At 40.5% G+C, this 26,011-nt stretch carries 22 protein-coding genes; 5 read left to right on the top strand and 17 right to left on the bottom strand.

Annotated features, from left to right (window positions below):
• Positions 1 to 143 precede the first annotated feature (143 nt).
• Positions 144 to 1,319 carry a phosphoribosylaminoimidazolecarboxamide formyltransferase gene (locus K6V30_RS19220; RefSeq protein WP_010538446.1) on the bottom strand — a complete coding sequence of 392 codons (1,176 nt, stop codon included), beginning with the start codon at positions 1,317 to 1,319 and terminating at the stop codon, positions 144 to 146.
• Between the two features lie 202 nt (positions 1,320 to 1,521).
• Here K6V30_RS19220 and K6V30_RS19215 point away from each other — a divergent pair, with 202 nt between their 5' ends.
• Positions 1,522 to 2,226: a hemerythrin domain-containing protein gene (locus tag K6V30_RS19215; RefSeq protein ID WP_008763082.1), complete on the top strand. Its 705-nt coding sequence runs from the start codon at positions 1,522 to 1,524 to the stop codon at positions 2,224 to 2,226.
• Positions 2,216 to 2,827: a response regulator transcription factor gene (locus K6V30_RS19210; protein WP_055269694.1), complete on the top strand. Its 612-nt coding sequence runs from the start codon at positions 2,216 to 2,218 to the stop codon at positions 2,825 to 2,827. Before K6V30_RS19215 ends, K6V30_RS19210 begins: the two co-directional genes overlap by 11 nt.
• Positions 2,828 to 3,426: 599 nt before the next feature.
• Here the strand turns inward: K6V30_RS19210 and K6V30_RS19205 are convergent.
• The 13 genes from K6V30_RS19205 to trpB form a co-directional block, all read right to left on the bottom strand.
• Positions 3,427 to 4,050, bottom strand: a complete 624-nt coding sequence (locus tag K6V30_RS19205; RefSeq protein WP_010538443.1) for an acyltransferase — start codon at positions 4,048 to 4,050, stop codon at positions 3,427 to 3,429.
• A complete protein-coding gene (locus K6V30_RS19200; protein ID WP_371441465.1) occupies positions 4,032 to 4,769 on the bottom strand; it encodes a glycosyltransferase family 2 protein in 738 nt (245 codons plus the stop codon). The genes K6V30_RS19205 and K6V30_RS19200 overlap by 19 nt, the downstream gene beginning before the upstream one ends.
• A gap of 189 nt (positions 4,770 to 4,958) precedes the next feature.
• A complete protein-coding gene (locus K6V30_RS19195) occupies positions 4,959 to 6,119 on the bottom strand; it encodes a sugar transferase (protein WP_010538441.1) in 1,161 nt (386 codons plus the stop codon).
• Positions 6,120 to 6,131: 12 nt separating this feature from the next.
• Positions 6,132 to 6,497, bottom strand: a complete 366-nt coding sequence (locus K6V30_RS19190; protein WP_055269696.1) for a response regulator — start codon at positions 6,495 to 6,497, stop codon at positions 6,132 to 6,134.
• A 240-nt stretch (positions 6,498 to 6,737) separates the two neighbouring features.
• A complete protein-coding gene (locus K6V30_RS19185) occupies positions 6,738 to 9,152 on the bottom strand; it encodes an LruC domain-containing protein (protein ID WP_055269698.1) in 2,415 nt (804 codons plus the stop codon).
• 212 nt (positions 9,153 to 9,364) lie between these two features.
• Entirely contained in the window at positions 9,365 to 10,405 is a 1,041-nt protein-coding gene (locus tag K6V30_RS19180) for an asparaginase (RefSeq protein ID WP_010538439.1), read from the bottom strand.
• Positions 10,406 to 10,670: 265 nt separating this feature from the next.
• Positions 10,671 to 11,441 (bottom strand): tryptophan synthase subunit alpha, encoded by a 771-nt coding sequence (gene trpA, locus K6V30_RS19175; RefSeq protein WP_010538438.1) that lies wholly within the window; start codon positions 11,439 to 11,441, stop codon positions 10,671 to 10,673.
• A gap of 19 nt (positions 11,442 to 11,460) precedes the next feature.
• Positions 11,461 to 12,084 carry a phosphoribosylanthranilate isomerase gene (locus K6V30_RS19170; RefSeq protein WP_010538437.1) on the bottom strand — a complete coding sequence of 208 codons (624 nt, stop codon included), beginning with the start codon at positions 12,082 to 12,084 and terminating at the stop codon, positions 11,461 to 11,463.
• Positions 12,085 to 12,105: 21 nt separating this feature from the next.
• Positions 12,106 to 12,897: an indole-3-glycerol phosphate synthase TrpC gene (gene trpC / locus K6V30_RS19165; protein WP_010538436.1), complete on the bottom strand. Its 792-nt coding sequence runs from the start codon at positions 12,895 to 12,897 to the stop codon at positions 12,106 to 12,108.
• A 27-nt stretch (positions 12,898 to 12,924) separates the two neighbouring features.
• Entirely contained in the window at positions 12,925 to 13,923 is a 999-nt protein-coding gene (gene trpD / locus K6V30_RS19160) for an anthranilate phosphoribosyltransferase (RefSeq protein WP_010538435.1), read from the bottom strand.
• A gap of 4 nt (positions 13,924 to 13,927) precedes the next feature.
• The gene (locus K6V30_RS19155) at positions 13,928 to 14,494 is read right to left on the bottom strand and encodes an anthranilate synthase component II (RefSeq protein ID WP_010538434.1); all 567 of its coding nucleotides are present in this window, start codon (positions 14,492 to 14,494) and stop codon (positions 13,928 to 13,930) included.
• Positions 14,495 to 14,563: 69 nt separating this feature from the next.
• Positions 14,564 to 15,970, bottom strand: coding sequence for an anthranilate synthase component I family protein (locus K6V30_RS19150; protein ID WP_029425599.1), 1,407 nt, complete (start codon positions 15,968 to 15,970; stop codon positions 14,564 to 14,566).
• A gap of 43 nt (positions 15,971 to 16,013) precedes the next feature.
• The gene (gene trpB / locus K6V30_RS19145; RefSeq protein ID WP_010538432.1) at positions 16,014 to 17,198 is read right to left on the bottom strand and encodes a tryptophan synthase subunit beta; all 1,185 of its coding nucleotides are present in this window, start codon (positions 17,196 to 17,198) and stop codon (positions 16,014 to 16,016) included.
• Positions 17,199 to 17,567: 369 nt separating this feature from the next.
• Here trpB and K6V30_RS19140 point away from each other — a divergent pair, with 369 nt between their 5' ends.
• Both K6V30_RS19140 and K6V30_RS19135 read left to right on the top strand, forming a co-directional pair.
• Positions 17,568 to 17,708 (top strand): hypothetical protein, encoded by a 141-nt coding sequence (locus K6V30_RS19140; RefSeq protein ID WP_022301897.1) that lies wholly within the window; start codon positions 17,568 to 17,570, stop codon positions 17,706 to 17,708.
• Positions 17,709 to 17,786: 78 nt separating this feature from the next.
• Positions 17,787 to 18,932 carry an iron-containing alcohol dehydrogenase gene (locus K6V30_RS19135; protein ID WP_010538431.1) on the top strand — a complete coding sequence of 382 codons (1,146 nt, stop codon included), beginning with the start codon at positions 17,787 to 17,789 and terminating at the stop codon, positions 18,930 to 18,932.
• Between the two features lie 118 nt (positions 18,933 to 19,050).
• Here K6V30_RS19135 and K6V30_RS19130 read toward each other — a convergent pair whose 3' ends face one another.
• Positions 19,051 to 20,667 carry a PAS domain-containing sensor histidine kinase gene (locus tag K6V30_RS19130; protein ID WP_010538430.1) on the bottom strand — a complete coding sequence of 539 codons (1,617 nt, stop codon included), beginning with the start codon at positions 20,665 to 20,667 and terminating at the stop codon, positions 19,051 to 19,053.
• Between the two features lie 345 nt (positions 20,668 to 21,012).
• On the opposite strand from K6V30_RS19130, the gene K6V30_RS19125 reads away from it, so the two are divergent.
• On the top strand, positions 21,013 to 22,872 hold the full coding sequence (locus tag K6V30_RS19125; RefSeq protein ID WP_010538429.1) for an SLC13 family permease: 1,860 nt from the start codon (positions 21,013 to 21,015) through the stop codon (positions 22,870 to 22,872).
• A gap of 67 nt (positions 22,873 to 22,939) precedes the next feature.
• Here K6V30_RS19125 and K6V30_RS19120 read toward each other — a convergent pair whose 3' ends face one another.
• Both K6V30_RS19120 and K6V30_RS19115 read right to left on the bottom strand, forming a co-directional pair.
• Positions 22,940 to 23,869, bottom strand: coding sequence for a Ppx/GppA phosphatase family protein (locus tag K6V30_RS19120; protein ID WP_010538428.1), 930 nt, complete (start codon positions 23,867 to 23,869; stop codon positions 22,940 to 22,942).
• Positions 23,866 to 25,983, bottom strand: coding sequence for an RNA degradosome polyphosphate kinase (locus tag K6V30_RS19115; RefSeq protein ID WP_010538427.1), 2,118 nt, complete (start codon positions 25,981 to 25,983; stop codon positions 23,866 to 23,868). Before K6V30_RS19115 ends, K6V30_RS19120 begins: the two co-directional genes overlap by 4 nt.
• Positions 25,984 to 26,011 lie beyond the last annotated feature (28 nt).

Genomic DNA, 26,011 nt, shown 5'->3' with positions numbered 1-26,011 from the left:
TCTATTTTAATGTGATGGTGCAAAGATAGAGGGTATCGGAGACATAGAAAATCCCCATTTATAATGGAATAATTGCTTCATTCTCATTATAAATGGGGATAAAATAGAATATGGAACTGTAAATTAGTTGAGACCAATCCTTTTTAATGGTGGAACAGGCGAATACCTGTGAATGCCATCGCCATATTATACTTGTCGCAAGTACTGATAACATGGTCATCGCGTACAGAACCACCCGGCTGTGCGATATAGCTTACACCGCTTTTATGCGCGCGTTCGATATTGTCTCCGAAAGGGAAGAATGCGTCAGAGCCTAAAGCCACTCCTGTCATTGTATCCAGCCACGCACGTTTCTCTTCACGGGTCAGCACTTCCGGCTTTTCTGTGAAGAATTGCTGCCAGATACCTTCTGCTAATACATCGTCGTGATCTTCTGAGATATAAACGTCAATCGTATTGTCACGGTCTGCGCGGCGGATCTTTTCAATCCAGGGCAGATTCATCACTTTCGGGTGTTGGCGGAGATACCAGATATCAGCTTTGTTTCCGGCAAGGCGTGTACAGTGGATACGTGACTGTTGTCCGGCACCGATACCAATCGCTTGTCCGTCTTTTGCATAGCATACGGAATTGGATTGTGTATATTTTAAGGTGATTAGTGCAATAATCAGGTCACGCTTTGCTTCAGCCGGAATTTCTTTGTTTTGCGTAGGCATTTCTTTCAAAAGACTCTCGTCTATTTTCAGCTCGTTTCTGCCTTGCTCAAAAGTAACTCCAAAAACATCTTTATGCTCAATAGGGGCCGGACGGTAAGCCGGATCTATTTTGATGACATTGTAAGTTCCTTTTCTTTTGTTTTTTAGAATTTCCAGGGCTTCGGGAGTATAATCAGGTGCAATTACACCATCAGATACTTCACGATTGATGATGCGTGCTGTTTCTTCGTCACAAGTGTCGGACAGTGCGATAAAGTCTCCGTAAGAAGACATACGGTCGGCACCACGTGCACGTGCATAGGCAGTAGCCAGTGGCGATAGTTTTACATCATCTACAAAATAGATTTTCTTCAGCGTGTCGCTCATTTCTACGGCAACAGCAGCCCCTGCCGGGCTGACGTGTTTGAATGATGCAGCCGCCGGAAGGCCGGTAGCTTCTTTCAGTTCTTTTACTAGTTGCCAACTGTTGAATGCATCCAACAGATTGATATAACCGGGGCGTCCGTTTAATACCTCAATAGGTAGTTCGCCTTCTTTCATGAAGATACGGGCAGGCTTTTGATTCGGGTTGCAGCCGTATTTCAGTTCGAGTTCGTTTGCCATATTTTTAATTATGAATTACTGATTACAGATTGATAGCGACAAAATTACTAAAAAAAGAATAGCCAGCCTACACTCCTGTTATAAATTAGTAACATGTAATTAGTATTTGGAAAACTGTAAACAGCGAAAATACCTATTTGTGGTGATTGCATATCCTCGAAATATTCCGTTTCTTTGCAGTCGCTAATATAAATAGGTGTAAATGGATAATTTGCAAAAATACAAACCAACTGATAAGATGATCGATCTCATCAGTGATAACTATTCCTTGTTACAAGTGATGAGCCGTTTCGGTCTTTCGTTGGGATTTGGTGACAAGACAGTGAAAGAAGTCTGTGAGCTCAATGGAGTAGATTGCCGGACTTTCCTGATTGTAGTCAATTTTATGTCTGAAGGTTTCTCCCGAATGGATGGAAGCAGTGAGGATATTTCTATTCCTGCGCTGATTGATTATCTGCGGCAAGCCCATATTTATTTCCTGGACTTTTCTCTCCCTGCGATTCGTCGTAAATTGATTGAAGCAATTGACTGCTCACAGGATGACGTCGCTTTTCTGATCCTCAAATTCTTCGATGAATATACACGGGAAGTGCGTAAGCATATGGACTACGAAGAGAAAACGGTATTTAAGTATGTGGATGCGCTGATAAATGGCAATGCTCCCAGAAATTATCAGATCAGCACATTCTCCAAACATCATGACCAAGTGGGAGAGAAGCTGACAGAACTGAAGAATATCATCATTAAATATTGTCCAGCCAAAGCCAATGAGAATCTGCTGAACGCGGCTCTTTTCGATATATATGCTTGTGAGGCCGGTTTGGAATCTCATTGTAAAGTTGAAGATTATATTTTTGTTCCTGCCATTCTGAAGCTGGAAAGGAGGATTAGGGAAAATGAAAAATAACGAAGCCGTTCGAATAGCGATTGCCGAAACCTCAGTAATTATTCGAGGGGGGCTGACCGCTGCCTTGAAGCGCCTTCCTAATGTGAAGGTGCAGCCTATTGAATTACTTTCAGTTGAAGCTCTGAATGATTGTCTGCGTACGCAGTACCCGGAAATGTTGATTGTAAATCCTGCTTTTGGTGATTACTTTGATGTGAGTCGGTTCCGGGAAGAAACTGCTGGCAAGAAAATACGTTTGATTGCCTTGGTTAGTTCTTTCGTAGATGCCTCTTTGCTGAGTAAATACGATGAGTCTATTTCCATCTTCGATGACTTGGATATTCTTTCTAAAAAGATTCATGGACTGCTGAATCTGGTTTCGGAAGAAGAGGAGGTTGACAGTCAGGAAGCGCTTAGTCAACGAGAGAAAGAGATCGTGATTTGTGTGGTGAAAGGCATGACAAATAAGGAGATTGCGGAAAATCTGTTTTTATCTATCCATACTGTTATTACTCACCGTAGAAATATCAGCAAAAAGCTACAGATACATAGTGCGGCTGGATTGACTATTTATGCCATTGTAAATAAGCTTGTTACACTTAATGAAGTGAAGGATTTATAACCTTCAAATTATGTTATAAAATCTGAAACCGTTTGCGAACACGGAAACTTTTCGTACCTTTGCAGAGCAGTTGAGAAATTGCTATTAGTTTAAAAGGTAAAAGAAAAGATTATTAAGGTATTAGATTTAAATAATAAAGGTATTAAATTTTTTAGTGTTCAATAGGACATTTTTTGGTAAAAGGTAAAAAGGATAACAATAGGTAAGAAGTTTAAAAGGTAAAAAGAAGATTGGTTTTCAGGAATTGAGGTAATAAAAGAAAAGCCTTCCTGGCTTTTCTGATGCTGTGGCGAGTGGTTCCCTTTTAGGAATTGACTCGTTTTTTTGTTTATAAATGCGGGGCACCGGAAAAGAAACAAACTGAAAACAACCGGGGTTTCGGATTGATCCTAAAGAATCGATATAAAAACAAAATCCCGACGAAATCGCTTCGGCGGGACTCTATTTCATTTTTTACTTAAATGTGGCTACGTAATAAAATTATGACTAATTAATTCAATTCTGATACTGCAAAGATAGTGTGTTTCAGTATCTGTCACAATCCCCTTTATGAGGTATATTGCGTAGTTGTTCTCACTATTAATAATTAGAGGTAGGTATCATTTTACTTTTTTCCACTCTTTGGTTGCGAAATCATAGGATTTGATCACTTTTGCAGGGCATCCGGCACAGATAGAGTATGCCGGGATGGAGCGGCTGACAACGCTTCCGGCAGCTACTACACTGTGTTTTCCTAGAATTACTCCCGGTAGTATGACAGAATTTGCTCCTATCCACACATCATCTTCAATAGTAACGGGTTGGGTACTTACTCCCTGTTCATCGATTAATTTCTCCGCATCTTGATAATTGTGATTAAGTCCTGTGACTGTTATATTCTGGGCAAGATTCACATGGTTTCCTATGCGAACCGGACCGATTAGGGTATTTCCCAGTCCGATACGGGTATAATCTCCAATAAATAAGTCTCCCACCGCATTATTAAGGCAGCAGAAATCCTCTACTACTGAATAACATCCTAACGAGAACTGATTGAAAGGAGGAAGGTCTTTGCGGACACTGCGATAAATAACGGAACCTTTTCCACGTTTCAGATATACAAAATAGAAGAGTCGTATCCACCAGTTGGGACGTGTTTTTACAGGATGCATAATAAAACGGTGTACAGCTTTTTTTAATGCTGGATTCTGTTTGATTCGCTGTTTTAGTGTCTTTTTCTCCATATTGAATGTTTTTGCTTTTTTTTATCTTCTACTAAATAATCCGGTATTGCCAGGCTGTATGTTATTGCCGATCCTAAGAGCAATATCCACCATTTGAGCGACGAAGTCCAGCTGTATCCTGTTATCAATAAAGTCCAGATGCTGACAAAGGTACACAATTTTATCGGAGAAGGGATCAGTTGTTGGGCTATGCGGTTACAGAAATTCCAGTTTCCCTCTAATAGAGATGGCAATAGATAAGAGAGAGTCTTTCGTATGCGTCTGCGATAAGGATAAACAGGAGCTGAATCACAGTATACAATTACGTCAGGTAGGTATTCAATATATATATTCTGTTTGAATAACTTTCGTTCGAGATTTGTTCTGGCAGTTTTTTGATTCTTTTGTAGCCATTCCAGGTCAAAAGCCATATTGGTTCCGAAGAGGTTTGAAGAAAAGCCGATCTGAGTATTTCCTGATCTGAAGAGACTATTGTTTATTTCTTCGGATAGGACATGAAAATGTTTTCGAATTCCTTTATGTTCATTGACAACTGTATGTAGTTGTATGGCTTGTATTCCGGCATCGTAGGCATTATAAATCTTTTCTAGAAAATGGGATGATAAAGAACTGCTCTTGTCAGAAAGAAGAATAACTAACTTATATCGTTCTTTATCCAATGAATGAATTGCTTCCAACAAGTCTTTGTATGTGATGAACTCATATGCTTCTTGATACATTGAAGGAAGAAGACTTCCGGCTGGAACCAATATAGCGCAATGATATTGTTTTTGAGCTTTAGGGTAATTTGTTCGTTTGAAATGTGAAGCAACAACCAATATGAAAAGATATAGGAGCAAAAGTCCTATACAAAAAAATAAAAAATCATCTGTTATGTAGATAAAGTTATCCATTCTGTAGTGAATGAGTTATACGTTCTCTTTTTGAACAAATGCAGTAACTGTTTTCAGAATGATTTTTATGTCCAGTCCGAAGGAGAATGTTTTTGCATATTGGATATCCAGTTGCTTGCGTTCTTCCGCAGAGAGTTTGCCTGCTTCACCTCTTTTTTCAACCTGCCATAGTCCGGTAAGTCCGGCGGGTCCCATGAACCGGTCGATATGTTCATCGCTGGTCAGTAACTCTGCTTCGTAAAGTGGGAGAGGGCGATTACCTACTATAGACATATCTCCTTTGAGGATATTGATAAGCTGTGGTAGTTCATCAATGCTGTATTTACGTATGAAACGCCCTACCTTTGTTATTCTTGGGTCATTTTCCAATTTTACAAAAGCGTTGCTCTTCTCTTTCGATTTTTTGTGAATATAGTCTTCTTCCGAAATAACGAAATCATCGGATATCAGGAGGATTTCTTCTTCATCTGCTTCTTCAGATATGCCGGATTCTTCTCCCCAGATATCATCTTCTTCCTGTTCTTCCTGCTGATACTGGTTGAGAGCATTAAAATCCTTCAGATGTTTATCGGCGTCGGTATACATCGAACGAAATTTGAGAAAATCGAATATCAGGTAGTTGCTTCCTACACGTTTGGATTTGTAGATAATCGGTCCTTTACTCTCCATGCGAATAGCTATAGCTGTGGCTATTAAAAGAGGAGAGAGAAAAAGTAATGCTATTCCGGAAAAGATTATATCAAAGATTCTTTTCCATGTGGGCAGACAAAAAGCATTCAGATTTTGTGTTTTGAGTTGTAGAGCCTCTATTTTTTGCTCTTTTCTACGTGTGAGGAAAGTTGATAAATCTTTTAGTACTTGACTGTTGGTTTCGTACTTAATAGTGTTGTTAACCCCCGCTTTCAGGTATTCTGTAGCTTCTTCCTTAGTGATGCTATCTATAACCAGTACCATATAAAGTCCCGGATATCTTTTGCGCAGAGAACGGATATCCGCGATATCTTTTGATAGTTCGATCTGCTCAATAAATAAAGCTGCATCGTATTTTTCTCGTATCTTGTCTAACACTTTAGTTGCTTTATGGCAGTTTGGTGCTGCATAGAATACTCCGGTACTTAACTTCGAAAACAGTTCTATCGTTTTGTTGTGTCTACCTATGTAAACAAAATATTGCATTTAAAGGCTGTATTAGTCGATAATCTTTTTGATTCGGATTTTTAGTTCCAAAGGATTGAATGGCTTCAGGATATAGTCCTCTGCTCCTTCTTCCAGTAATTTAATTCTTTCCGTAGTACTTTCTTCGCTGGATAGCATAACGATAGGAATTGACTTGAATAACTCATTGGTTTTCATATATCTGAGGAATTCATCTCCTCTCATTAACGGCATACGGATATCGGAAATAATGAGATCGGGTACATTACCTTCATTAAGCCAATCTATTGCTTTAATAGGATTTTCCAAGTACATAACATCGTAATCTTTACCTAAATATATACTTGCAACTTTTCCAATAGTCGCTTTATCATCAACTAATAGTATTTTTTTTTTCATACAAATAGAACCTTTCTATTGCCTGCTTTGTTACTTGATTTATATAGATTAAATTGAATCTCTTGTATTTGTTTCACTTCGTGCAAATATATATATAATTTTAGAATAAACTTTCAATTAGCAGAAGTAAAATTCATAGAAACTATTATTTTTATTTATTAATAGGACATATCAGATGCGTTTAGTGAGGAAAAAACACGGATTTCATGATTTTTATGAAACCCGTGCTGATAAGGGAGGTTAGTTTTTATTTGTTTGGAATACTTTATTTACATCAAAATCATTCCACCATTTTTCATTTTCTGTGCCACCGCTCGTAACCCAGTCACCGAATTGTGAATAGGCAGTCTTGATATTTACATACTCTAAAGGCCATTTGAAATTAGAAGGAACCATAATGCCCCATGCTAGATTCTCTTTACTTATGTAGTATTTCTTACTGCCCGAATGACTGTTGTCGTTGTTTCCGCCAAACAGATCTGTATTTGCCAGCTTTGTTGGTTGATATCCTGCAACATGTATTTCCTTTCGTTGGTTTCTATTGCCATCCACAATAATAAAGACATTCAGTTTATTGATATTGAAAGCCTCTGCTGATATTGTCGGATTATTGAATACAATAGAGAAACTGATATTTTTAGGTTTGGTATTACCAGCGTAATCTGAAAACGTATTAATCTGTTCATATCGATCTCTTCCCAATACTTTATGGGCGTCATCAAACAAAGGTATTACAGCATAATCCTGACCATTTTCAATATTGTTATTATTCAGATTGAAGTTTCTGACAAGAGTCTTGTCGTTGAATTCTACTGATTGGGTAATTGCTGTGGCAGGCACATTGTCCAGCATGATAGCTGCTCCGATGCTTTTTGTTGCTCCGGCTGCGGATAGGTCAATACTCAATTCGAACTTTGTTACCTTATTTTTTTTATTAGTGAATATTTGCCTTTTCTGAATGGTCAAGACGATGTCATTCATGTCATAATCTCCATATAATGGCCATTGATCTTCAAAAAGGTAGGTGTAATTCTGATTATCTTCCACTTCAATGGGGAATTCCGGATTTACAGGTGGAGTAGGAGTCCCTCCATTATATCCGTTACTACATTCGGACTCAGGTATTGAAACAGTGTTTTTACCTTCTTCTCCCCATTCTGCTCCACCTGTCATTGTCCAACATATATTCCAGTCATCTATCTTTTCAATTACATGATCAGAACAAACTATCTGGAGGTTACCTGAATAATGGATAAGATTTGGGCTTAATGTTTTAGCGACAGCTTTCTTAATGATCAGGAGTGCTTTTTCAGCTCCTGTCCCTTTAAATCCTTTGTCTTTGTCTTGGTATCCGTATTTAGCTTTTTCTGTAATTTCAAACAGTGCTTTAGCTCCTAATTCTATTTTTGCATTGTTCATGTATAGCTCTTTGCATTGGACAAAGCCGCCACCATCAACTATTAAATGACCTTCTGTCATTTCAAATTCATCAGTTACTATCAGTTTACATTTATTATAACAATAGTCATTCCATGCAGATATTTTCATATCTTCTGTGGTCCATGATCCTTCATTAACCCAAGAAGCTCCGGTACTGTTGATTACTGTTTCCTCTGCTTCTATAGTACCCGTGTTAATTATGTGACTATTTCCTTGAGCATATATTTCCTCCGCTTTTAAGTTTCCAGAATTGGATATCGTGCTTTGACCATTTTCTCCACTTAATCTGTCTTCAATGTTGGCAGTACCAGCATTGAAGAAGGTAGAAGAGTTGGTGCAGATTAATTTTTCGGCAGTAATTGTTCCTAAATTGTAAAGTTTATAATTATTGTCTAATTGTATTGTTTTAGTTACTGTCAAAGTTGCTCCAGTACCAATCGTAATCATGCAATTGGCTTGTCCGTTATTTTGGGCCTGAGGCATGGAAACTTTTTTCCCAGGGAGAATATATAAACAAGAGCCTTCAGTAAGATAAATCTGCTCAGATAGTTCAATATCTTCAGTTATATATAATTTTATATTTTTTATCCATAAACTGATTCTCTTCGTGGAAGAAGTAACTTTATAGCTGTTGCCTTCTACGCATTTTTCAGCGTTAAAATTTTCAATGTTACTAGGACATTCTAAAGGAAATAAAGACGTATCATCGGGATTGGGGTCTGTTATTGTGGTAAAACCGCGAGTCGTAGCAGCAAGACTCCGTATAGAAGGTGTAGTTGTTTTGAAATTGCAGTTGGCAATTCCATCTGCAATCTCTGCTGTTCTGATAGTAGCAAGTCCCGTTGGAGTGATTTCTTTTACAAAAATAGTTTTGATTGTACTTTCGATTGAAATTTCTGATGTATATGGTTCATTTCCTTTGGCTACACCTTTATCTAGAAGGTGTGCATTTGGCGAAATAATAGGATTTGTATCATATATCTCAACTACATAATAAAATTCATCATCAGTCTGAGCATTAACTTCTACATTGACTTTTACATTGGAGGTTGTTGCCCAATTAAATCCATCCGGTGCAGCAAAACCATCCCCCATTGGATTGGATGTCTGATAAGACGGATCATATAAATCCTTTTCAGAATCTATACAACTGAATAACATACTTACTATTGCTATCGCAATAACCGGCGTAAGCAGAATTGTTTTTTTCATCATAATGTCTATTGTTTGATTGTTCTTTTGTTTGTTGCAAAGATAGTTGTATATTTTGAATTAAAGATGTATTTTTTGATATTTATTGTGTGGAAAACAACTATATTTCCGTTTTGGTTCACTTTTTTCGAAAAGTGAAAAGATGTTTGTCTTGTTTTTCTTTTGTCGAAACATTAGATAGTAACAATCAGGGGATTACTATGATGGTTATTTCTCTAAGGTTTGGTTATTTCTCCTATTAAACAAGAGTTCATTTTGTATCGTATCTCTTTATTAGGCAGTCCGTGTCCTAGCAAAAACATTAGTTTGGTTACAGCACATTCTGGAGTGCTGTCATATCCGCTGATGACGCCTGCTTCTAACAGATGCATTCCTGTTTCATAACGCCCCATTTCTACTGCTCCGGAAGCGCATTGCGTGATGTTTACAATAATAATTCCACGATCAGTAGCCTCTTTTAATTCCCGGATGAACCATTCTTTTTGTGGTGCATTTCCTGATCCGAAAGTTTTCATAACAACTGCTTTTAATCCTGGAACATGGAGAAGTGAATGAATGATTTCCTCCTGAATGCCGGGAAAGAGAGTTAGTATGACTACATTCGTATCAAATAGATAATGTGGCTTTAACGGTTTGTCAGGGTCGGGTTTGCGAATAAGATTAGGTTCGTATTTAATGTGAATGCCCACACGTGCCAATGGCGGATAATTGAAAGACCGGAAGGCATTAAAGTTCTCGGCATTAATTTTTGTAGTACGATTGCCGCGCATCAGATGGTTTTCGAAGAAAATGCATACTTCGGGGACAATAGCCGTACCGTCCGGATTCTTGGCAGCGGCAATTTCGATTGCTGTAATCAGATTTTCTTTTCCGTCTGTACGCAGTGTTCCGATAGGCAACTGAGAACCGGTAAGAATAACAGGTTTATTCAGATTTTCGAGCATGAAACTCAGTGCAGAAGCTGTATAGGCCATTGTATCTGTTCCATGTAGAATTACAAAGCCGTCGAAGTAGTCGTAATTATAGTTGATTATTTTTACAAGTTTCGCCCAATAAGCAGGTTCCATATCAGAAGAGTCGAGAGGGGGATCGAATTGATAGGAAGAAATGCGATAGTTGAATCTTTTCAGTTCAGGCACGTGTTTGAGCAAGTGGTCGAAATTAAAGTTTTCTAAGGCACCTGTCTCCGAATTTTCTATCATTCCGATAGTTCCACCTGTGTAAATTAACAAAACTGAAGGGGTCTCTATACTCATAATTGATAAATTTCTGTTAAAACGCTGACAAAGATATAGATTAATTGTGAATTATGAATAGTAAAAGATGAATTTGTTCGTAGTTTGCTGTGAAATGTTATAAATATGAATATTTATGCGAAAAGCTGCGATGGATTAAAAGAAAAAATGAGGTGAGTCATAAAAAGTAGTAAGGTAACTAAGATAATCGGGTAAAATCGTAATGCAAAGCAAAATGATGTTATCCGATTATTTTAGCTACTTGCTGTTAAGCTGTTTCCTATGGCTATCTGAGTGCTTCTTTCAGTTTTAGAATGGCTTTTTCCGGATCTTTTTCTTCTTCAAGCAGAGTGACAAAGCGGCTGCCTATAATAGCTCCGGAAGCATGTTCGCAAGCCGCTTGGAAAGTTGCTTTGTTAGAGATGCCGAACCCTACCATTAACGGGTTGCGCAAATTCATATCTTCAATCTTCTTAAAATAGGCACGCTTCTGTTCGTTGAAGTCTTGTTGTGCGCCCGTAGTTGCTGCAGATGAAACCATATAGATGAATCCATCTGTATGTGCATCAATCTCCCTTACCCGCTCTTCACTGGTTTCCGGGGTAATGAGCATGATTACTTTGATTCCATAACGCTCGGCAATGATGCGGTAGTGGTCTTGATAATCCCTAAAGGGCAAATCGGGGATGATAACACCATCTATTCCACATTCTACACATTGATGGCAGAAGTTTTCAAATCCGAACTGCATGATCGGGTTTAAATACCCCATAAATACCAATGGAATGTTTACATCCTGACGAATGTTGCGTAATTGTTCGAAAAGGATCTTTAATGACATTCCATTACGTAAAGCCTGAGTAGCCGCATTTTGGATAACAATACCGTCTGCCATAGGGTCACTGAATGGAATACCGACTTCGATCATACTGACTCCATGTTTTTCGAGCGTACGGATAACGTTGGCTGTTCCATCTAATGTAGGATCACCTGCACAAAAATAAATAGAAAGAATGTCTTTCTTGTTGCTATTGAAGAGTTGATTAATTCTGTTCATGACTATTGAAAATTTAAATTTATGATTTTAGTTCATTTAGAAACATCCGAATGCGTTCCGGGTCTTTTTCTCCTGCTTTCCGTTCGAAGCGGCTGTTCAGGTCGTAACCTGCCAGTCGGGGATGATTGAATTCTTTCAATGCGTTGGCACTGTGACAATTGATGCCGCCGCTCAATAAGAATGGAACTTGTCCGTTGTAGGTATGCAGGATATTCCAGTCGAATTGATTTCCTGAGCCACCATACTGCTCACATTTCGTATCAAACAGGAAGAGATTGCAAGCTTTTTCATACTCGCTTACATGATTCAAATCTTTCGGACGGGCTACGGAAAAAGCTTTGATGATTTTCAGACCGGAGGCGCGCAATGACTGGCAGTATTCCGGTGATTCTTTGCCGTGAAGCTGGATATATTCCAGTCCGAAACGATCGGCGTACATCGTGATTACTTTTTTGTCTTCATTCACAAAAACTCCGACACGGCGGGCATGAGTAGGCAAGTAGGCAGGAAGTTCGTAGAGATAACGGGGAGATTTGGGATAGAAAATAAATCCCATCATATCCACTTTCTGTAGTGATTCCACGTCCCGTATATTCTGGGCTTCACGCATACCGCATACTTTGATGATTTTTCCGTTGATCATAGGTCTGTCCGTTTTTGATGGTTAATAAATTTGTTGGATGGCTTTTAAGAAATTCTGCAAAGTTTCTCCCGGTTGTGGAGTTTTCATAAATGTTTCTCCGATAAGGAATCCCCGGAATCCCGCTGTCCGAAGACGTTTTACCACTTCCGGATCGGAAATGCCACTTTCCGATACCAATACTGTATTTAGTGGAAGTTGTCCTGCCAGCCGGAAAGAGTTCTCTACATCTGTGTAGAAAGTACCCAGATTGCGATTATTAATTCCTACCATGTCTATTTGGCTATTAATATAAGGCAATTCTTCCGTGCTATGTATTTCCAGTAATACTTCCAGTCCCAGTTCATGTGCCTGTTCCGCCAGTTCTTGACATTTCCCTTGTTCCAATGCGGCGGCAATAAGGAGTACAGCATCTGCGCCGACTATTTTAGCTTGATATAGCTGATATTCATCAATGATGAAATCTTTCCTTATAATAGGTATGTCGACTAAAGGACGTGCAGTGCGGATGTCTTTCAGGCTTCCTCCAAAGAATTTTTCATCAGTGAGAATAGAGAGGGCAGAAGCACCTGCAGTGACATAGGATGGAACAATTTCTTCGGGACGTGCCTCCTGCTTGATCCACCCTTTAGATGGCGAACGACGCTTAAATTCGGCAATGATACCGGAATCGGAAGAAGCTAAGGCTTTTTTCATGGAGTGGGAAGCCGGAATTTCATGGATACCTTCCTGCAATTGCTCGATGGAAATAGCTTGCTTCTGCAAATCAACTTCAAATCGCTTGTTAGCTATAATTTCGGATAATATATCTTTCATTTATTTTGAATTATTACTTATCACCTATTATTTATTATTCAATTCAATGAATTTCTTTAATGTAGTCAATGCCCGGCCACTTTCCAGAGATTCCTTAGCGAGGGTGATGCACTCTTCAATCGTTTTTTCCGGATGAACTACCTGAATAGCGAAAGCTGCATTAATAACAACTACGTTCTTTTGTGCTTCCGTAGCCGTATTATTCATGATGTTATCAAAGATTTTGGCGGCGTCTTCCGGTGTTTGCCCGCCATCCAGATCAGCATCTTGATAACGGGAAAATCCGAGACTTTCCGGAGTGTAGATCTTCTCATTCCCACAGGTTGCTACCTTGAACTCGTTTGTCAGAGAAATTTCATCATATCCGTCCAGACTATGGACAACTGCAAATTTAGTCTTACTTTCCTGATAAGTATAGGTATAAAGGCGCAAAAGCGGAAGATTATATACACCTAAGAGCTGATAAGCCGGTAATACCGGGTTAACCAACGGACCGAGCATATTAAAGAAGGTACGTACTGCCAGTCCTTTACGAATCGGGGCAACTGCTTTCAGTGCCGGATTAAACAATGGAGCATGCAGATAGGCGATATTACATAGTTCCATGCTGCGACGCATCTGGTCTACATCACTTGTGAATTTGACACCATGCTGTTCCATTACATTGCTGGCGCCACTGACTGAAGTTGCTCCATAATTGCCATGTTTCACCACCGGAATACCTGCTCCGGCTACTGTAAAGCAGGCGGCTGTCGAAATATTGAACGTATTTTTCCCATCACCTCCCGTGCCGACAATATCTATCGGAGAGAACTCGCTCAAGTCAACCGGAACCCGCATTTCCAATAATGCATCACGAAATCCGCATAACTCCTCTACAGAGATATTACGCATCAGAAAGACAGTGATCAGTGATGCCACCTGTACATCATTGTATTTTCCTTGTGCGATGTTTTGCAAGATAGTACGGGCTTCATCGCGTCCCAGATATTGGTGCTCGAAAAGTTTGTATAGAATCTGTTTCATAAGTTTATTCGTTTAAGAAGTTTTTGATAATTTCTTTTCCTTGTGGCGTCAGTACGGACTCGGGATGGAACTGGATTCCATGTACATTGTAGGTCTTATGGCATAGTGCCATAATTTGTCCTTCCCGGCTTTCTGCTGTTATCTCCAGGCATTCTGGAAAACCTTCCCGGCTGACTACCCAGGAATGATAGCGCCCGACAGGTATCTCTTTGCCTAATCCTTCAAAAAGTACCTCTTTCTGTAGGATACTGATCGGTGTCTGTACACCATGATATACTTCTTTCAGGTTTTCCAGATGTGCGCCAAAAGCCTCGCCGATAGCCTGATGCCCCAGACAAACGCCTAAGATACTCTTTGTCGGTGCATATCTTTTGATGACGGGCAATAACAATCCTGCTTCTTCAGGTATCCCCGGACCCGGCGAGAGAATAATTTTGTCAAATCGTTCCACTTCATCAAGGTCTATCTGGTCGTTGCGGGCTACTTCGATGTCTGTAGCTCTCAGTTCTTTCACTACATGCAACAAGTTGTAGGTGAAAGAATCGTAGTTATCTAAAAGTAATATTTTCATTTTGTTTTCATTGTAAAATTGTTGTTCAAATGGTTATTCTGACTTTTTCAGACGGGCTACTTTGAACGATTAGTTTTTTAAATTGACAGCCAAATCGATTGCTTTTTTCAGAGCTCCTAATTTATTGTTCACCTCTTGCAACTCGTATTCATCCTGGCTACGTGCTACGATGCCTCCTCCGGCTTGAAACCATAATTCATTATTCCGACTGACAAAAGTACGAATGGTAATCGCTTGATTTAGTTCTCCGTTTAGTCCGATAAAACCGATACAACCACCATAAGCACCTCGATTGTGAGGTTCAATTTCGCTAATCAACTGCATGGCACGTACTTTAGGTGCACCGCTCAATGTCCCCGCAGGGAAAGTATCGATGAAAGTTTTAATCTTATCCGCTCCTTCATTCAACTGGCCGCTTACACGGCTGACCAAGTGAATTACATGGCTGTAATACTGTGGCTCCTTATAAAACAATACCCGTACATCGTGACAGTTACGCGAAAGGTCATTTCTTGCCAGATCAACCAGCATCACGTGCTCTGCATTTTCTTTTGGATCTGCAAGGAGTGCTTCAGTCAGTTCGCGGTCTTTTACCGTATCTCCGGTACGGCGGGTTGTTCCGGCGATCGGGTCGATATAGGCACGTCCGTCTTCAATTTTACAATGTGTCTCCGGTGAAGAACCGAAAATACGATATCCTCCGAAGTCGAAATAGAAAAGATAAGGAGAAGGGTTGATACTTCGAAGAGCACGATAAACTTTGAAATCATCTCCGGCGTACGGTTGGACGAATCTTCTGGAAAGAACAATTTGAAAAACATCCCCACGCATACAATGTGCAATTCCCTTGCGAACATTCGCTTTATGTTCTTCATCGGAGATCGGACTGGTGACAGGACCTGTCACCGAGAAATTGTAAGAAGCATAATTCCTGTTCTCGATAGCAGCTTCCAGTTCCGGCAAACCGCTTTCTTCTCCTTCACCCAGCATCTCTACCAGAGTCAATTCATTCTTGAAGTGATTGAAAACAATGATATACTTATATAATATGTATAGCAAATCCGGAGCATCATTCTGTTCATCATGACTTTCTTTTACCGGAATATGCTCGAAATATTTTACCGCGTTGAACGTGGTATATCCGTAAAGTCCGCAAACATTTTTGTTCTCTCCGGTCACCAGAAACTGGCTGATGAATTGATTCATCGCTTTTTCTACGGTGAATGATTTGGTTAACGGTTCTTCCTTCCGGCTATTGTCGGGATAACTCGTCGTGACAATTCCACTATTGACACCTATACTTGCCAGTGGGCATAGAGCGATGAATGACAGGGAATTTTCTCCAGCATGGTAGTCGGAGCTTTCCATCAATGCGGATTGCGGATACATATCACGTACTTTCAGATAGATACTGACCGGAGTATGCATATCTCCGAGTACCTGTTTGCTATGGGCTGTATAACTGAATGTTTTCATTTTTATAAATTCTAAATCCAAACTACAAATTAGATGTTGATAATCACTTTTCATTGAAAGACAAATAAGTTTCAATGTCCTTGTCGCCTCGTCCCGATACGGTCAGTACAACCACATCTTCCGGTTTGAACTTCAGTTTTTTCAGTGCACCGATTGCATGGGCAGATTCCAGTGCGGGAATGATTCCTTCAAGTTGGGTCAGTTCATAAGCGGCGTCTATTGCTTCGTCATCATTGACCGCCAATACGGTAGCACGTCTTTGAGCGGCAAGATTAGCGTGTATCGGACCGATTCCCGGATAATCCAGCCCAGCAGATATAGAGTAAGGCTCTTCAATCTGTCCGTCCTCGTTTTGGATAACGTAAGTACGTGCTCCGTGAATGATTCCCATTTTACCAAGTTGGATCGTAGCGGCGGTCATTCCGGTCTCTATTCCTTTCCCGCCTGCTTCTGCCAGAATGATGCCTACCCGTTCGTCGTTGATATAATGATAAATAGTTCCGGCGGCATTACTTCCTCCACCTACACAAGCTATCAGATAATCAGGGTAATCACGACCTTCTTTTTCCAAAAGTTGTTTTTTGATTTCTTCGCTGATTACAGATTGCAGTCGCGCCACCATGTCAGGATAAGGGTGAGGACCTACTGTAGAACCGATGATATAATAAGTGTCGGCAGGATGACAGCACCAGTCGCGGATCGCTTCGTTAGTCGCATCTTTCAGCGTCATATTTCCGGAAGTGACAGGGATTACCGTAGCTCCCAGCATCTTCATTTTTTCTACATTGATGTGTTGGCGTTCAACATCCGTTTTACCCATGTAGACGATACATTCCATATCCATCAGTGCACATACGGTAGCTGTAGCCACACCGTGTTGTCCCGCTCCGGTTTCGGCGATGATACGTTTCTTACCCATGCGTCGTGCCAGCAGAATCTGCCCGATGGTGTTATTGATCTTATGAGCACCCGTATGATTCAGATCTTCCCGTTTCAGATACATTTTGCAACCATACTTCTCTGAAAGCCGGCGTGCCAGATAGAGTGGGGAAGGACGTCCTACGTAGTCACGCAATAACTGGTCAAATTCTCTTTTAAATTCCTCACTTTCGAGTACTTCAAGATACCTGTTCTTTAATTCTTCTACACATTTGTGGAGAATTTCCGGTACATAAGCACCGCCGAACTCTCCGTAATAGCCATCCTGGTCAACTAAAAAACTTTTCATAATCCTATTTGTATTTATTGTTTTATTTATTCGATTTTCAAAACGGGTAAATAAAAAGAGCCCTGTCGCAGGTTGCGACAGGGCTCTTTCAAATCTGTTATATTTTTAATGAGGTATATACATACGAGCGCTGCTCCCTTACGACTGTCGGAGTTGTAACGGGCGCCACCACCAATATGTATTTACTAACATTGTTCTCATTGTCTTTCGTTATTTAATTGTTATTTAACGGGGGCAAATATAGACACTTTGTTTGAAACAACAAACAAAATCTGACTTTTTTTCTTTTTCTCCCTCATTTTTCTGATATAGAACAATTCTCAGTCAAATCTGTTCTTATAAATATTGAATATTTAAACAAAAACAATTATGAAACAGAGAAAAGTTTTAGTAGGTATAGCTATTGCTATTTTTATTATACTATTGTTGTATTGGTTATTGGTAGCTGAAGACATGAAACCGTGGTTGTCTGCTATGGTCCCTTCGGTAGCACAGCAATTCATTGTCTGATCTCCGGGAGGTTTCAGATAATTGGTGTATATTTGCAAGGTTAGTAACTAATAACCAAAATAACAACAATAGACAGATATGGAAAATTTTATCTTTCAGAATCCCGTAAAGCTGATTATGGGGCATGGAATGATTGCCCGACTGAGTAAAGAGATACCATCCGACAAACGTATCATGATTACCTTTGGTGGAGGCAGCGTGAAAAAGAATGGTGTGTATGATCAGGTGAAAGAAGCACTTAAACATCATTTTACAGTAGAGTTCTGGGGTATTGAGCCCAATCCTGCCATTGAAACGCTTCGAAAAGCGATAGCTTTAGGTAAGGAGCAGAAAATAGATTATTTATTAGCTGTGGGTGGCGGTTCGGTTATTGATGGTACGAAGCTGATTTCCGCAGGTTTGCTGTACGACGGTGATGCCTGGGACCTGGTACTTGCCGGACGCCCGGTAACCAAAACCGTTCCTCTTTCTACCGTACTGACACTCCCTGCTACAGGTTCGGAAATGAATAACGGAGCTGTTATCTCCCGTCACGAAACCAAAGAGAAATATCCTTTCTATTCCAACTTCCCTTTGTTTTCTATCCTCGATCCGGAAGTAACCTTTACTTTGCCTCCCCATCAGGTAGCCTGCGGATTGGCAGATACATTCGTTCATGTAATGGAACAATATATGACTGCCGCCGGACAGAGTCGTGTGATGGACCGTTGGGCGGAGGGAATTCTGCAAACTCTGGTGGAAATAGCTCCGAAGATTCGTGAGAACCAGCATGATTATCAACTGATGGCGGATTTTATGCTTTCGGCCACTATGGCATTGAACGGATTTATAGCAATGGGGGTATCTCAAGACTGGGCAACTCACATGATTGGTCATGAAATCACTGCATTGCATGGGCTGACGCATGGCCATACGCTGGTGATTGTTCTCCCCGCAACTTTGCGTGTGCTCCGGGAAGCAAAAGCGGACAAGTTATTGCAGTACGGTGAAAGAGTATGGAAGATCACTTCCGGAACGAAAGAAGAACGCATTGAGGAAACGATTCGTCGTACTGAAGAATTTTTCCGTTCATTAGGATTGACTACTCGTTTGCACGAAGAAAATATTGGTGAAGAGACCATTCTGGAAATTGAGCGTCGTTTTAATGAACGTGGTGCAAAGTATGGAGAAAATGAGAATGTGACAGGTGCTGTTGCCCGTAAAATATTGGAAACTGCTCTCTGATCACTTCTTCTTTTAATATAAACGAACAAAGCTGTCCGAAAAGGGTCTGTTTACTATCACTTTGATAGAGGTAAACGTACTTTTCGGACAGTTTTTTACTTATAAGCAGTATCAGACTTTATACTTTTTGATGCATCGGAAGTCTGAACCAGAAGCATGAACCTTCTCCTTCCCTGGAATTTGCTCCGATGGTACCTTCTAACCGTTCTACAATTACACGACAGATAGCTAACCCAAGTCCTGTACCCTTTGCAAATGTGTTTAACTTAACAAAACGTTCAAATACTTCGTCTATTTTATCTGCCGGTATTCCAATGCCTGTATCTTTTACATAGAAGTAAATTTCATCTTTTGTTTCATCAATCCTGTATCCCATTTGGATAGAACCTTCTGAAGTGAATTTCATTGCATTGTTTGTGAAGTTGATGATAACTTGTGAAAGACGTACGCGGTCTGTATGAAAAATACACTCTGTTGCTTTCTCCGTAAAAGTGATTGCTACATCGGGAGAAGTATTTTTCTCTTGCATTTGTCTGCAGATACCTTCCATTAACTCATTGATATCAGTAGGAGCAAAGGTAAATTCCATGGTGCCGGCTTCGATTTTGGACAGGTCGAGAATGTCATCTATCAATTGCAGCAACAGCTCATTATTACTGGATACTATCTTCATGTATTCCTGTTTCTCTTCCTCTTCACCCATTTGACAGATCATGTCAGAAAATCCAATAATCGCATTCAACGGAGTACGTATCTCGTGACTCATATTGGCAAGAAAGGCTGATTTCAGGCGATTTGATTCTTCCGCCCGTTCTTTGGCTTCCTGAAGCATTTTGTCCATTTTCAGTTTTTCGGTGATATCCTCGAAACGCAGCAGGCCGCCGATAATTTCTGTTCCTTCATGATCGTATACCGGAGTAGCTGTTACCTCAAAGTCTACCTGATCAATCCGGATGGTGTGACGTATGATTTTTCCTTGTTCAATCGCTTTCTGAAAGGCACATTGCCCGCATGGAGTATCGCGCAGTGCACTCGTTTTATAACAGATTTGTCCCGGTATATAACGCCTTCCTTTCACCATATTAGTAATTTGCGTTGTCTCTTCCCATTGTACCAGGTAGTTTTTATCGATATAGATGAGTCCGAAATTCACGCTCTTCAGTGCTAACTTCTGTTTGTTTAGTGCTTTTTCCAACTCTTCTTTGGCTGCAATCAATTCCCGTTCGTAGGTTTTCAACCGGGTGATATCCCATCGGACTACTAACAGCCATTTTTTCTTTTCTTTCCATTTGATGATTGATTTTACAGCGATTGTATCATGTGCTACTCCGTCTGCTGTACTGTAACTTTCTTCTGCCCGATATATCTTTCCTGCCTGTACAAGAGACTCATCCACTTCACGATATCTTCTGCCCCGTTCTTCTCCATAGATTTCATAATCAGTATATCCCACTGCTCCTTCCCGCTTGATACCGGATTGCAGTTCGGATTCTTTGTTCCAGTAGTAATATCGAAAGCTGTCCTGGATATCTTTTACCATAATAGGGAAAGGGAGATTATCAAGTATATCGAATAAAGAATGGTAGTAATTCTTTTCTTTTCCTGTATTCTTTTTCAGTTGTTTCAATCTGTATAATAAAAAGCAGATAATCAGGAGTAAAATGCCTATTAGTAAATAATAATAGCTCCAATGCTGGTCTGTATTCCAAATAATGGATAGGATATTGTTTGCCATAATTTATGTTTGTACTAAATCTGTGGTAAATATATGCATTTTCTGTAATACTTAAAGGGAAATTCTAAAATATATTGTTGTTTAATCTTGTAAAGTCTGTCGGGAGGGCTGTGCATGTCCGGTTTGTGGAATTTTGGTGCACTTAATTTCCGGTTTGGTTTTAAAATATTTTGATTGAACGTCTTTTTGTAAAAAGTAAGAATGTATTAAAATATTAAATGATGTCCTGTGAACTAAAAACAATTCTAATTTGTTTTTATAGCGGCAAAGTATTTTTTAATTTTGCTCATCCAAAACAAATCTTTGATACATTCAGGATAAAACAATCATTTTATTTTTTTGCTTATGTTGATAACCATTACCATTCTCGTTCTTTCGGCTATCTTTTTTGTAAACGGTAAGGTACGTTCGGATCTTGTGGCACTATGTGCGTTAGTAGCTTTACTTATCTTTCAGATATTAACACCTGATGAGGCCCTTTCCGGTTTCTCCAATTCGGTAGTCATTATGATGATCGGACTGTTTGTGGTGGGTGGAGCTATTTTTCAGACAGGTCTGGCAAAAATGATTAGTTCTCGTATTCTTAAACTTGCAGGAAACAGCGAAATTCGCTTGTTTTTGCTTGTTATGCTGGTCACTTCTGCTATTGGTGCATTTGTCAGTAATACCGGTACGGTAGCATTGATGCTTCCTATTGTGGTTAGTCTGGCGATGAGTGCCAAGATGAATCCGAGCCGGTTGCTGATGCCATTAGCTTTTGCCAGTAGTATGGGAGGAATGATGACGCTGATCGGTACACCACCGAATCTTGTTATACAAAATACATTGACTTCCGCAGGTTTCGAACCGCTTTCTTTCTTTACCTTCTTGCCCGTAGGTCTTGTGAGTGTGGCAGTCGGTACACTGGTTTTGATGCCTCTTAGTAAGTGGTTTCTTTCTAAAAAAGGGCAGAAAGATGATAATAGCCGTTCGGGTAAGTCACTAAAAGAATTGGTAAATGAATATGGACTTTCGAGCAACCTGTTCCGTATGCAAGTGATAAAAGATTCGCTTCTTTTGGGAAAGACTATTCTTGATTTGGATATTCGTCGTAAATATGGACTCAACATTATGGAAGTCCGTCGTGGAGACGCCTCGCAACATCGTTTTCTGAAGACGATCACTCAGAAACTTGCCGAACCGGATACTATGTTGGAAGCGGAAGATATTCTGTATGTGTCTGGAGAATTTGATAAAGTACAACAGTTTGCCGAAGATTACTTGCTCGATATATTGGATGATCACGCTACGGAAGAGACGAAAAGTACTACCAATTCTCTTGATTTTTATGATATAGGTATCGCTGAAATAGTATTGATGCCTGCCTCTAGTCTGATTAACCAGACCATCAAGGAGTCCGGATTCCGTGATAAATTTAATGTGAATGTGTTGGGTATCCGTCGTAAGAAGGAATATCTGTTGCAGGATTTGGGGAATGAGCGGATTCATAGTGGTGATGTGCTTTTAGTGCAGGGAACCTGGAGTAACATTGCCCGTCTTAGTAAAGAGGATTCGGATTGGGTGGTGTTAGGACAGCCTTTGGCAGAAGCGGCGAAAGTAACTTTGGACTATAAAGCTCCCGTTGCCGCCTCTATCATGGTGCTGATGGTGGCAATGATGGTATTTGACTTTATCCCGATTGCCCCGGTAACAGCCGTTATGATAGCAGGTATTTTGATGGTTCTGACAGGATGTTTCCGTAATGTAGAGGCTGCTTATAAAACGATTAACTGGGAAAGTATCGTGTTGATTGCAGCTATGCTTCCTATGTCGCTGGCATTAGAGAAAACAGGTGCTTCGGAATATATCTCCAATACTTTGGTCAGTGGGTTGGGAGCTTACGGGCCTGTAGCATTGATGGCGGGTATTTATTTTACAACTTCATTGATGACTATGTTTATCAGTAACACGGCTACAGCTGTCCTGCTTGCACCGATTGCTTTGCAAAGTGCTATGCAGATTGGTGTTAGTCCGGTTCCTTTCCTGTTTGCAGTGACGGTGGGTGCAAGTATGTGTTTTGCTTCTCCGTTCTCTACACCGCCTAATGCGTTGGTAATGCCTGCCGGACAATATACTTTCATGGATTATGTGAAGGTGGGATTACCGTTGCAGATTATCATGGGAATTGTGATGATATTTGTGCTGCCATTGATTTTCCCATTCTGATAGATTATACCCTTATAACGTTTAAGAAACTGCCCTGTAATCCAGTCCGGATTTACAGGGCAGTTCTTTATATATGGGTGGAAGAGGTGTCAAAGGATGCCATATTTTGTGTATACAGACTATCAATAATTCCATCTGACAGTCCGATAGTAGGTACAATGATTCCGGTCGCTTTTACATAAGTAGCTACTTCCAGGAATATTTCCGCAGCCGGAACGATGACATCTGCCCGGTCCGGTTTTAGCTTATATTGTTTGATACGTTGCTCGGCAGGAAGAGTTTGCAATGCTTCGTAGATTTCGCGTAGCGATTCAACGGGTAGGAAAGAAGCCTTTTTATCTTTTTTGTCTGCCAGACGGAACAGTTTGTTGATGTTTCCTCCCGAACCGATGATGCTGATAGGTGCATATTCCGTGGCAAGCCCTGTCAGATCGGTATGTAAAGCCTCTCTTTCTTCTTCTTTCACCATGCCGCTGAGCATACGGACCGTGCCGATATTGTATGAGCGGGAGCTCTTCAGTTCTCCGTTGCTGATCAGATTAATTTCAGTACTACCGCCGCCGACATCTACATACAGGTAGTTCTGCCCGGAGGCGAAAAGCTGTTCGATGTGATTGTCGTACACGATGTGTGCCTCCTCCTGTCCGTCGATGATATCTACACGTATACCTGTTTTCTTAGCTATTTGTCGGACGATGTCTTTACCGTTCCGGGCATCGCGCATGGCAGATGTAGCGCAGGCACGGTAGTCTACCACATCATATATCTTCATCAACTGTTTGTAAGCTTTCATCAGGCGGATTAGCTTTTTCTCTTTTTCTGCGGAAATCACACCCATTGTGAAAGCATCTTCTCCCAGTCGTAAAGGGATGCGAATGAGTTGCACCTTACTCATTAGTTCGGGGGCATTTTCTTCGTTTACGCATTTTATCAGTAATCGTACGGCATTGGAGCCGATGTCGATGGCTGCATAATTCACTTTCTTCATACTAATCATAATGTATTCTTGTATTCTTTGTATAATTCTTCTTGTGAGCGGAAAAGTACGTTTGTCTTGTCTGCTTCGACGAAGGCAGGAGTGGAGCCTTTGCAAAGAGTGGAACGGAATCCTTTCCAAAGCCGATTTTCTCCCGTACCGTCTACTATGCGTCCTTTCGCTGTATCCCGGTATCCGTAACAGACGATTCGCTTTAAGTCTGCCTGTATCTCCTTATCATAGACCGGAGCCAGTACTTCAATGCGGTTATCCAGGTTTCGTGGCATCCAGTCGGCAGAACCGATATAGTATTTTTCGTCTCCGTCATTGGCAAAGATGAAAATACGGGAGTGTTCCAGATATCGGTCGATAATACCATTGATATGTATATTTTCGCTGATACCTGGGATACCTGTTACCAGGGAACAGTTACCGCGTACTACCAGCTCTATCTGAACTCCGGTAGCCGAGGCTTCATATAATTTTTCAATGAGTGCTTGATCGGTAATATGGTTCACTTTTGCCAGAATATAGGCTTCTTTTCCTTGTTCCTTGTTCTTAATTTCTTTGTTGATGAGGGCGATCAGTCGTTTACGCATGTCATTAGGAGAAACGAGCAACTCTTTGAAGTTGACAGGAGTGTACGGTTTTTCAATAAAGTCGAATACTGCATTTACTTCCCGGACGATAGGGCGATGGGCAGTCATAATTGTATAGTCAGTGTACATACGTGCGTTTCCTTCATGAAAGTTGCCTGTACTGACACAGGCAATATCTCCGTGGCGGGTACCGATGTGCACTAGCTTGGAATGGATTTTCAATCCTTCCACACCGAATATGACATGAATACCTGCATCCTGCATTCTTTTGCTCCAGTTGATGTTGGAAGCTTCGTCGAAACGCGCCAGCAGTTCGATGACTACCGTTACTTTTTTCCCGTTCTTGGCTGCGCAGATCAGTGCTTTTATCACTTTTGATTCTTTGGCCAACCGGTAAAGTGTCATTTTGATGCTTTTTACTTCTTTGCTGATAGCCGCTTCACGAAGCACACGGATGAAAGTATCAAAGCTATGAAACGGATAGTGTAATGAGCGGTCTTTTTGTCGGATCAGCGTCAGAAGGCTTTCCTTACCGTTTAGTTCCGGTTTGAAAATCGGTTCCCAGACGGGATACTTCAGGTCATTACGCCCGCATACCGGAAACTTCATCAGATCTTTGAAGTTATGATAACGTCCTCCTGCCACACGGGTATCGTTTTTGTCTACATTCAGCCGGTCAACTAATCTTTTCAGCAAATCTTTGGGTATCTGTTCATCATAAACAAATCGAATCGGTTCTCCTCTCTTGCGGCTTTTTACTCCTTTTGAAATCTTCTGAAGTACGCCTGTTCGCAGATCGCTGTCTATCTCCATTTCGGCGTCTTTGGTGAATTTGAAAGTATAAGCTTCGTAATCAGTGTACTTCATTCCGACAAAAATCATAGGCAGGCAATAACGGATCACATCATCGAGAAACATCAGATATGTTTTCCCGTCCGAATCCGGTAGTTGGATGAAACGTCCGAATTCTCCGGCTGGTAATTCGATAACAGCATAGTCTTTTTCCTTTATTTTTCCTGTTTCGTCTTTGCGAAGCAAACGGATAGCGAGATAGATATCCTCATCTGTCTGGTCGTCTAAAGGTCGGGCTCCATTGAGGAAAAGCGGATTGGTAGAGCCGTTCAGTTTATTTCGGTAGAAAGAGGTGATGAATGTTTTCTGTTCATCGTTCATCTCCGTTTCTTTGATTACATAGATATTCTCCTTTTTCAGTTCTTCCATGATGGAAGCGAAAGTATCTTCAAATTGTTCGTAGAAGCGATTGTGTAGTTTACTTATCTGTTTGAGTGTGCGTGTGGCGGTTTCCTGCTCTTTTAATATGTTCTTATCAGCATATTCTATGATTCGGTTCAGTGTGGCGACGCGGACACGAAAGAACTCGTCCAGATTGTTAGAATAGATGCCGAGAAAAGTCAGGCGTTCCAGAAGGGGTACTTCCGGACGGGCAGCTTCGAGGAGGATACGCTGATTAAAATACATCCAGCTGATGTCACGTTCTACATAAGGACACTTCTTTTTTGCTTCGCTTGATTTCATGATGAAAGACCTGTTTTTTTATTTTCTG

This window comes from Bacteroides faecis (genome assembly GCF_020091505.1).
GTDB lineage: Bacteria > Bacteroidota > Bacteroidia > Bacteroidales > Bacteroidaceae > Bacteroides > Bacteroides faecis.
This window is presented reverse-complemented; position numbering and strand designations above follow the sequence as displayed.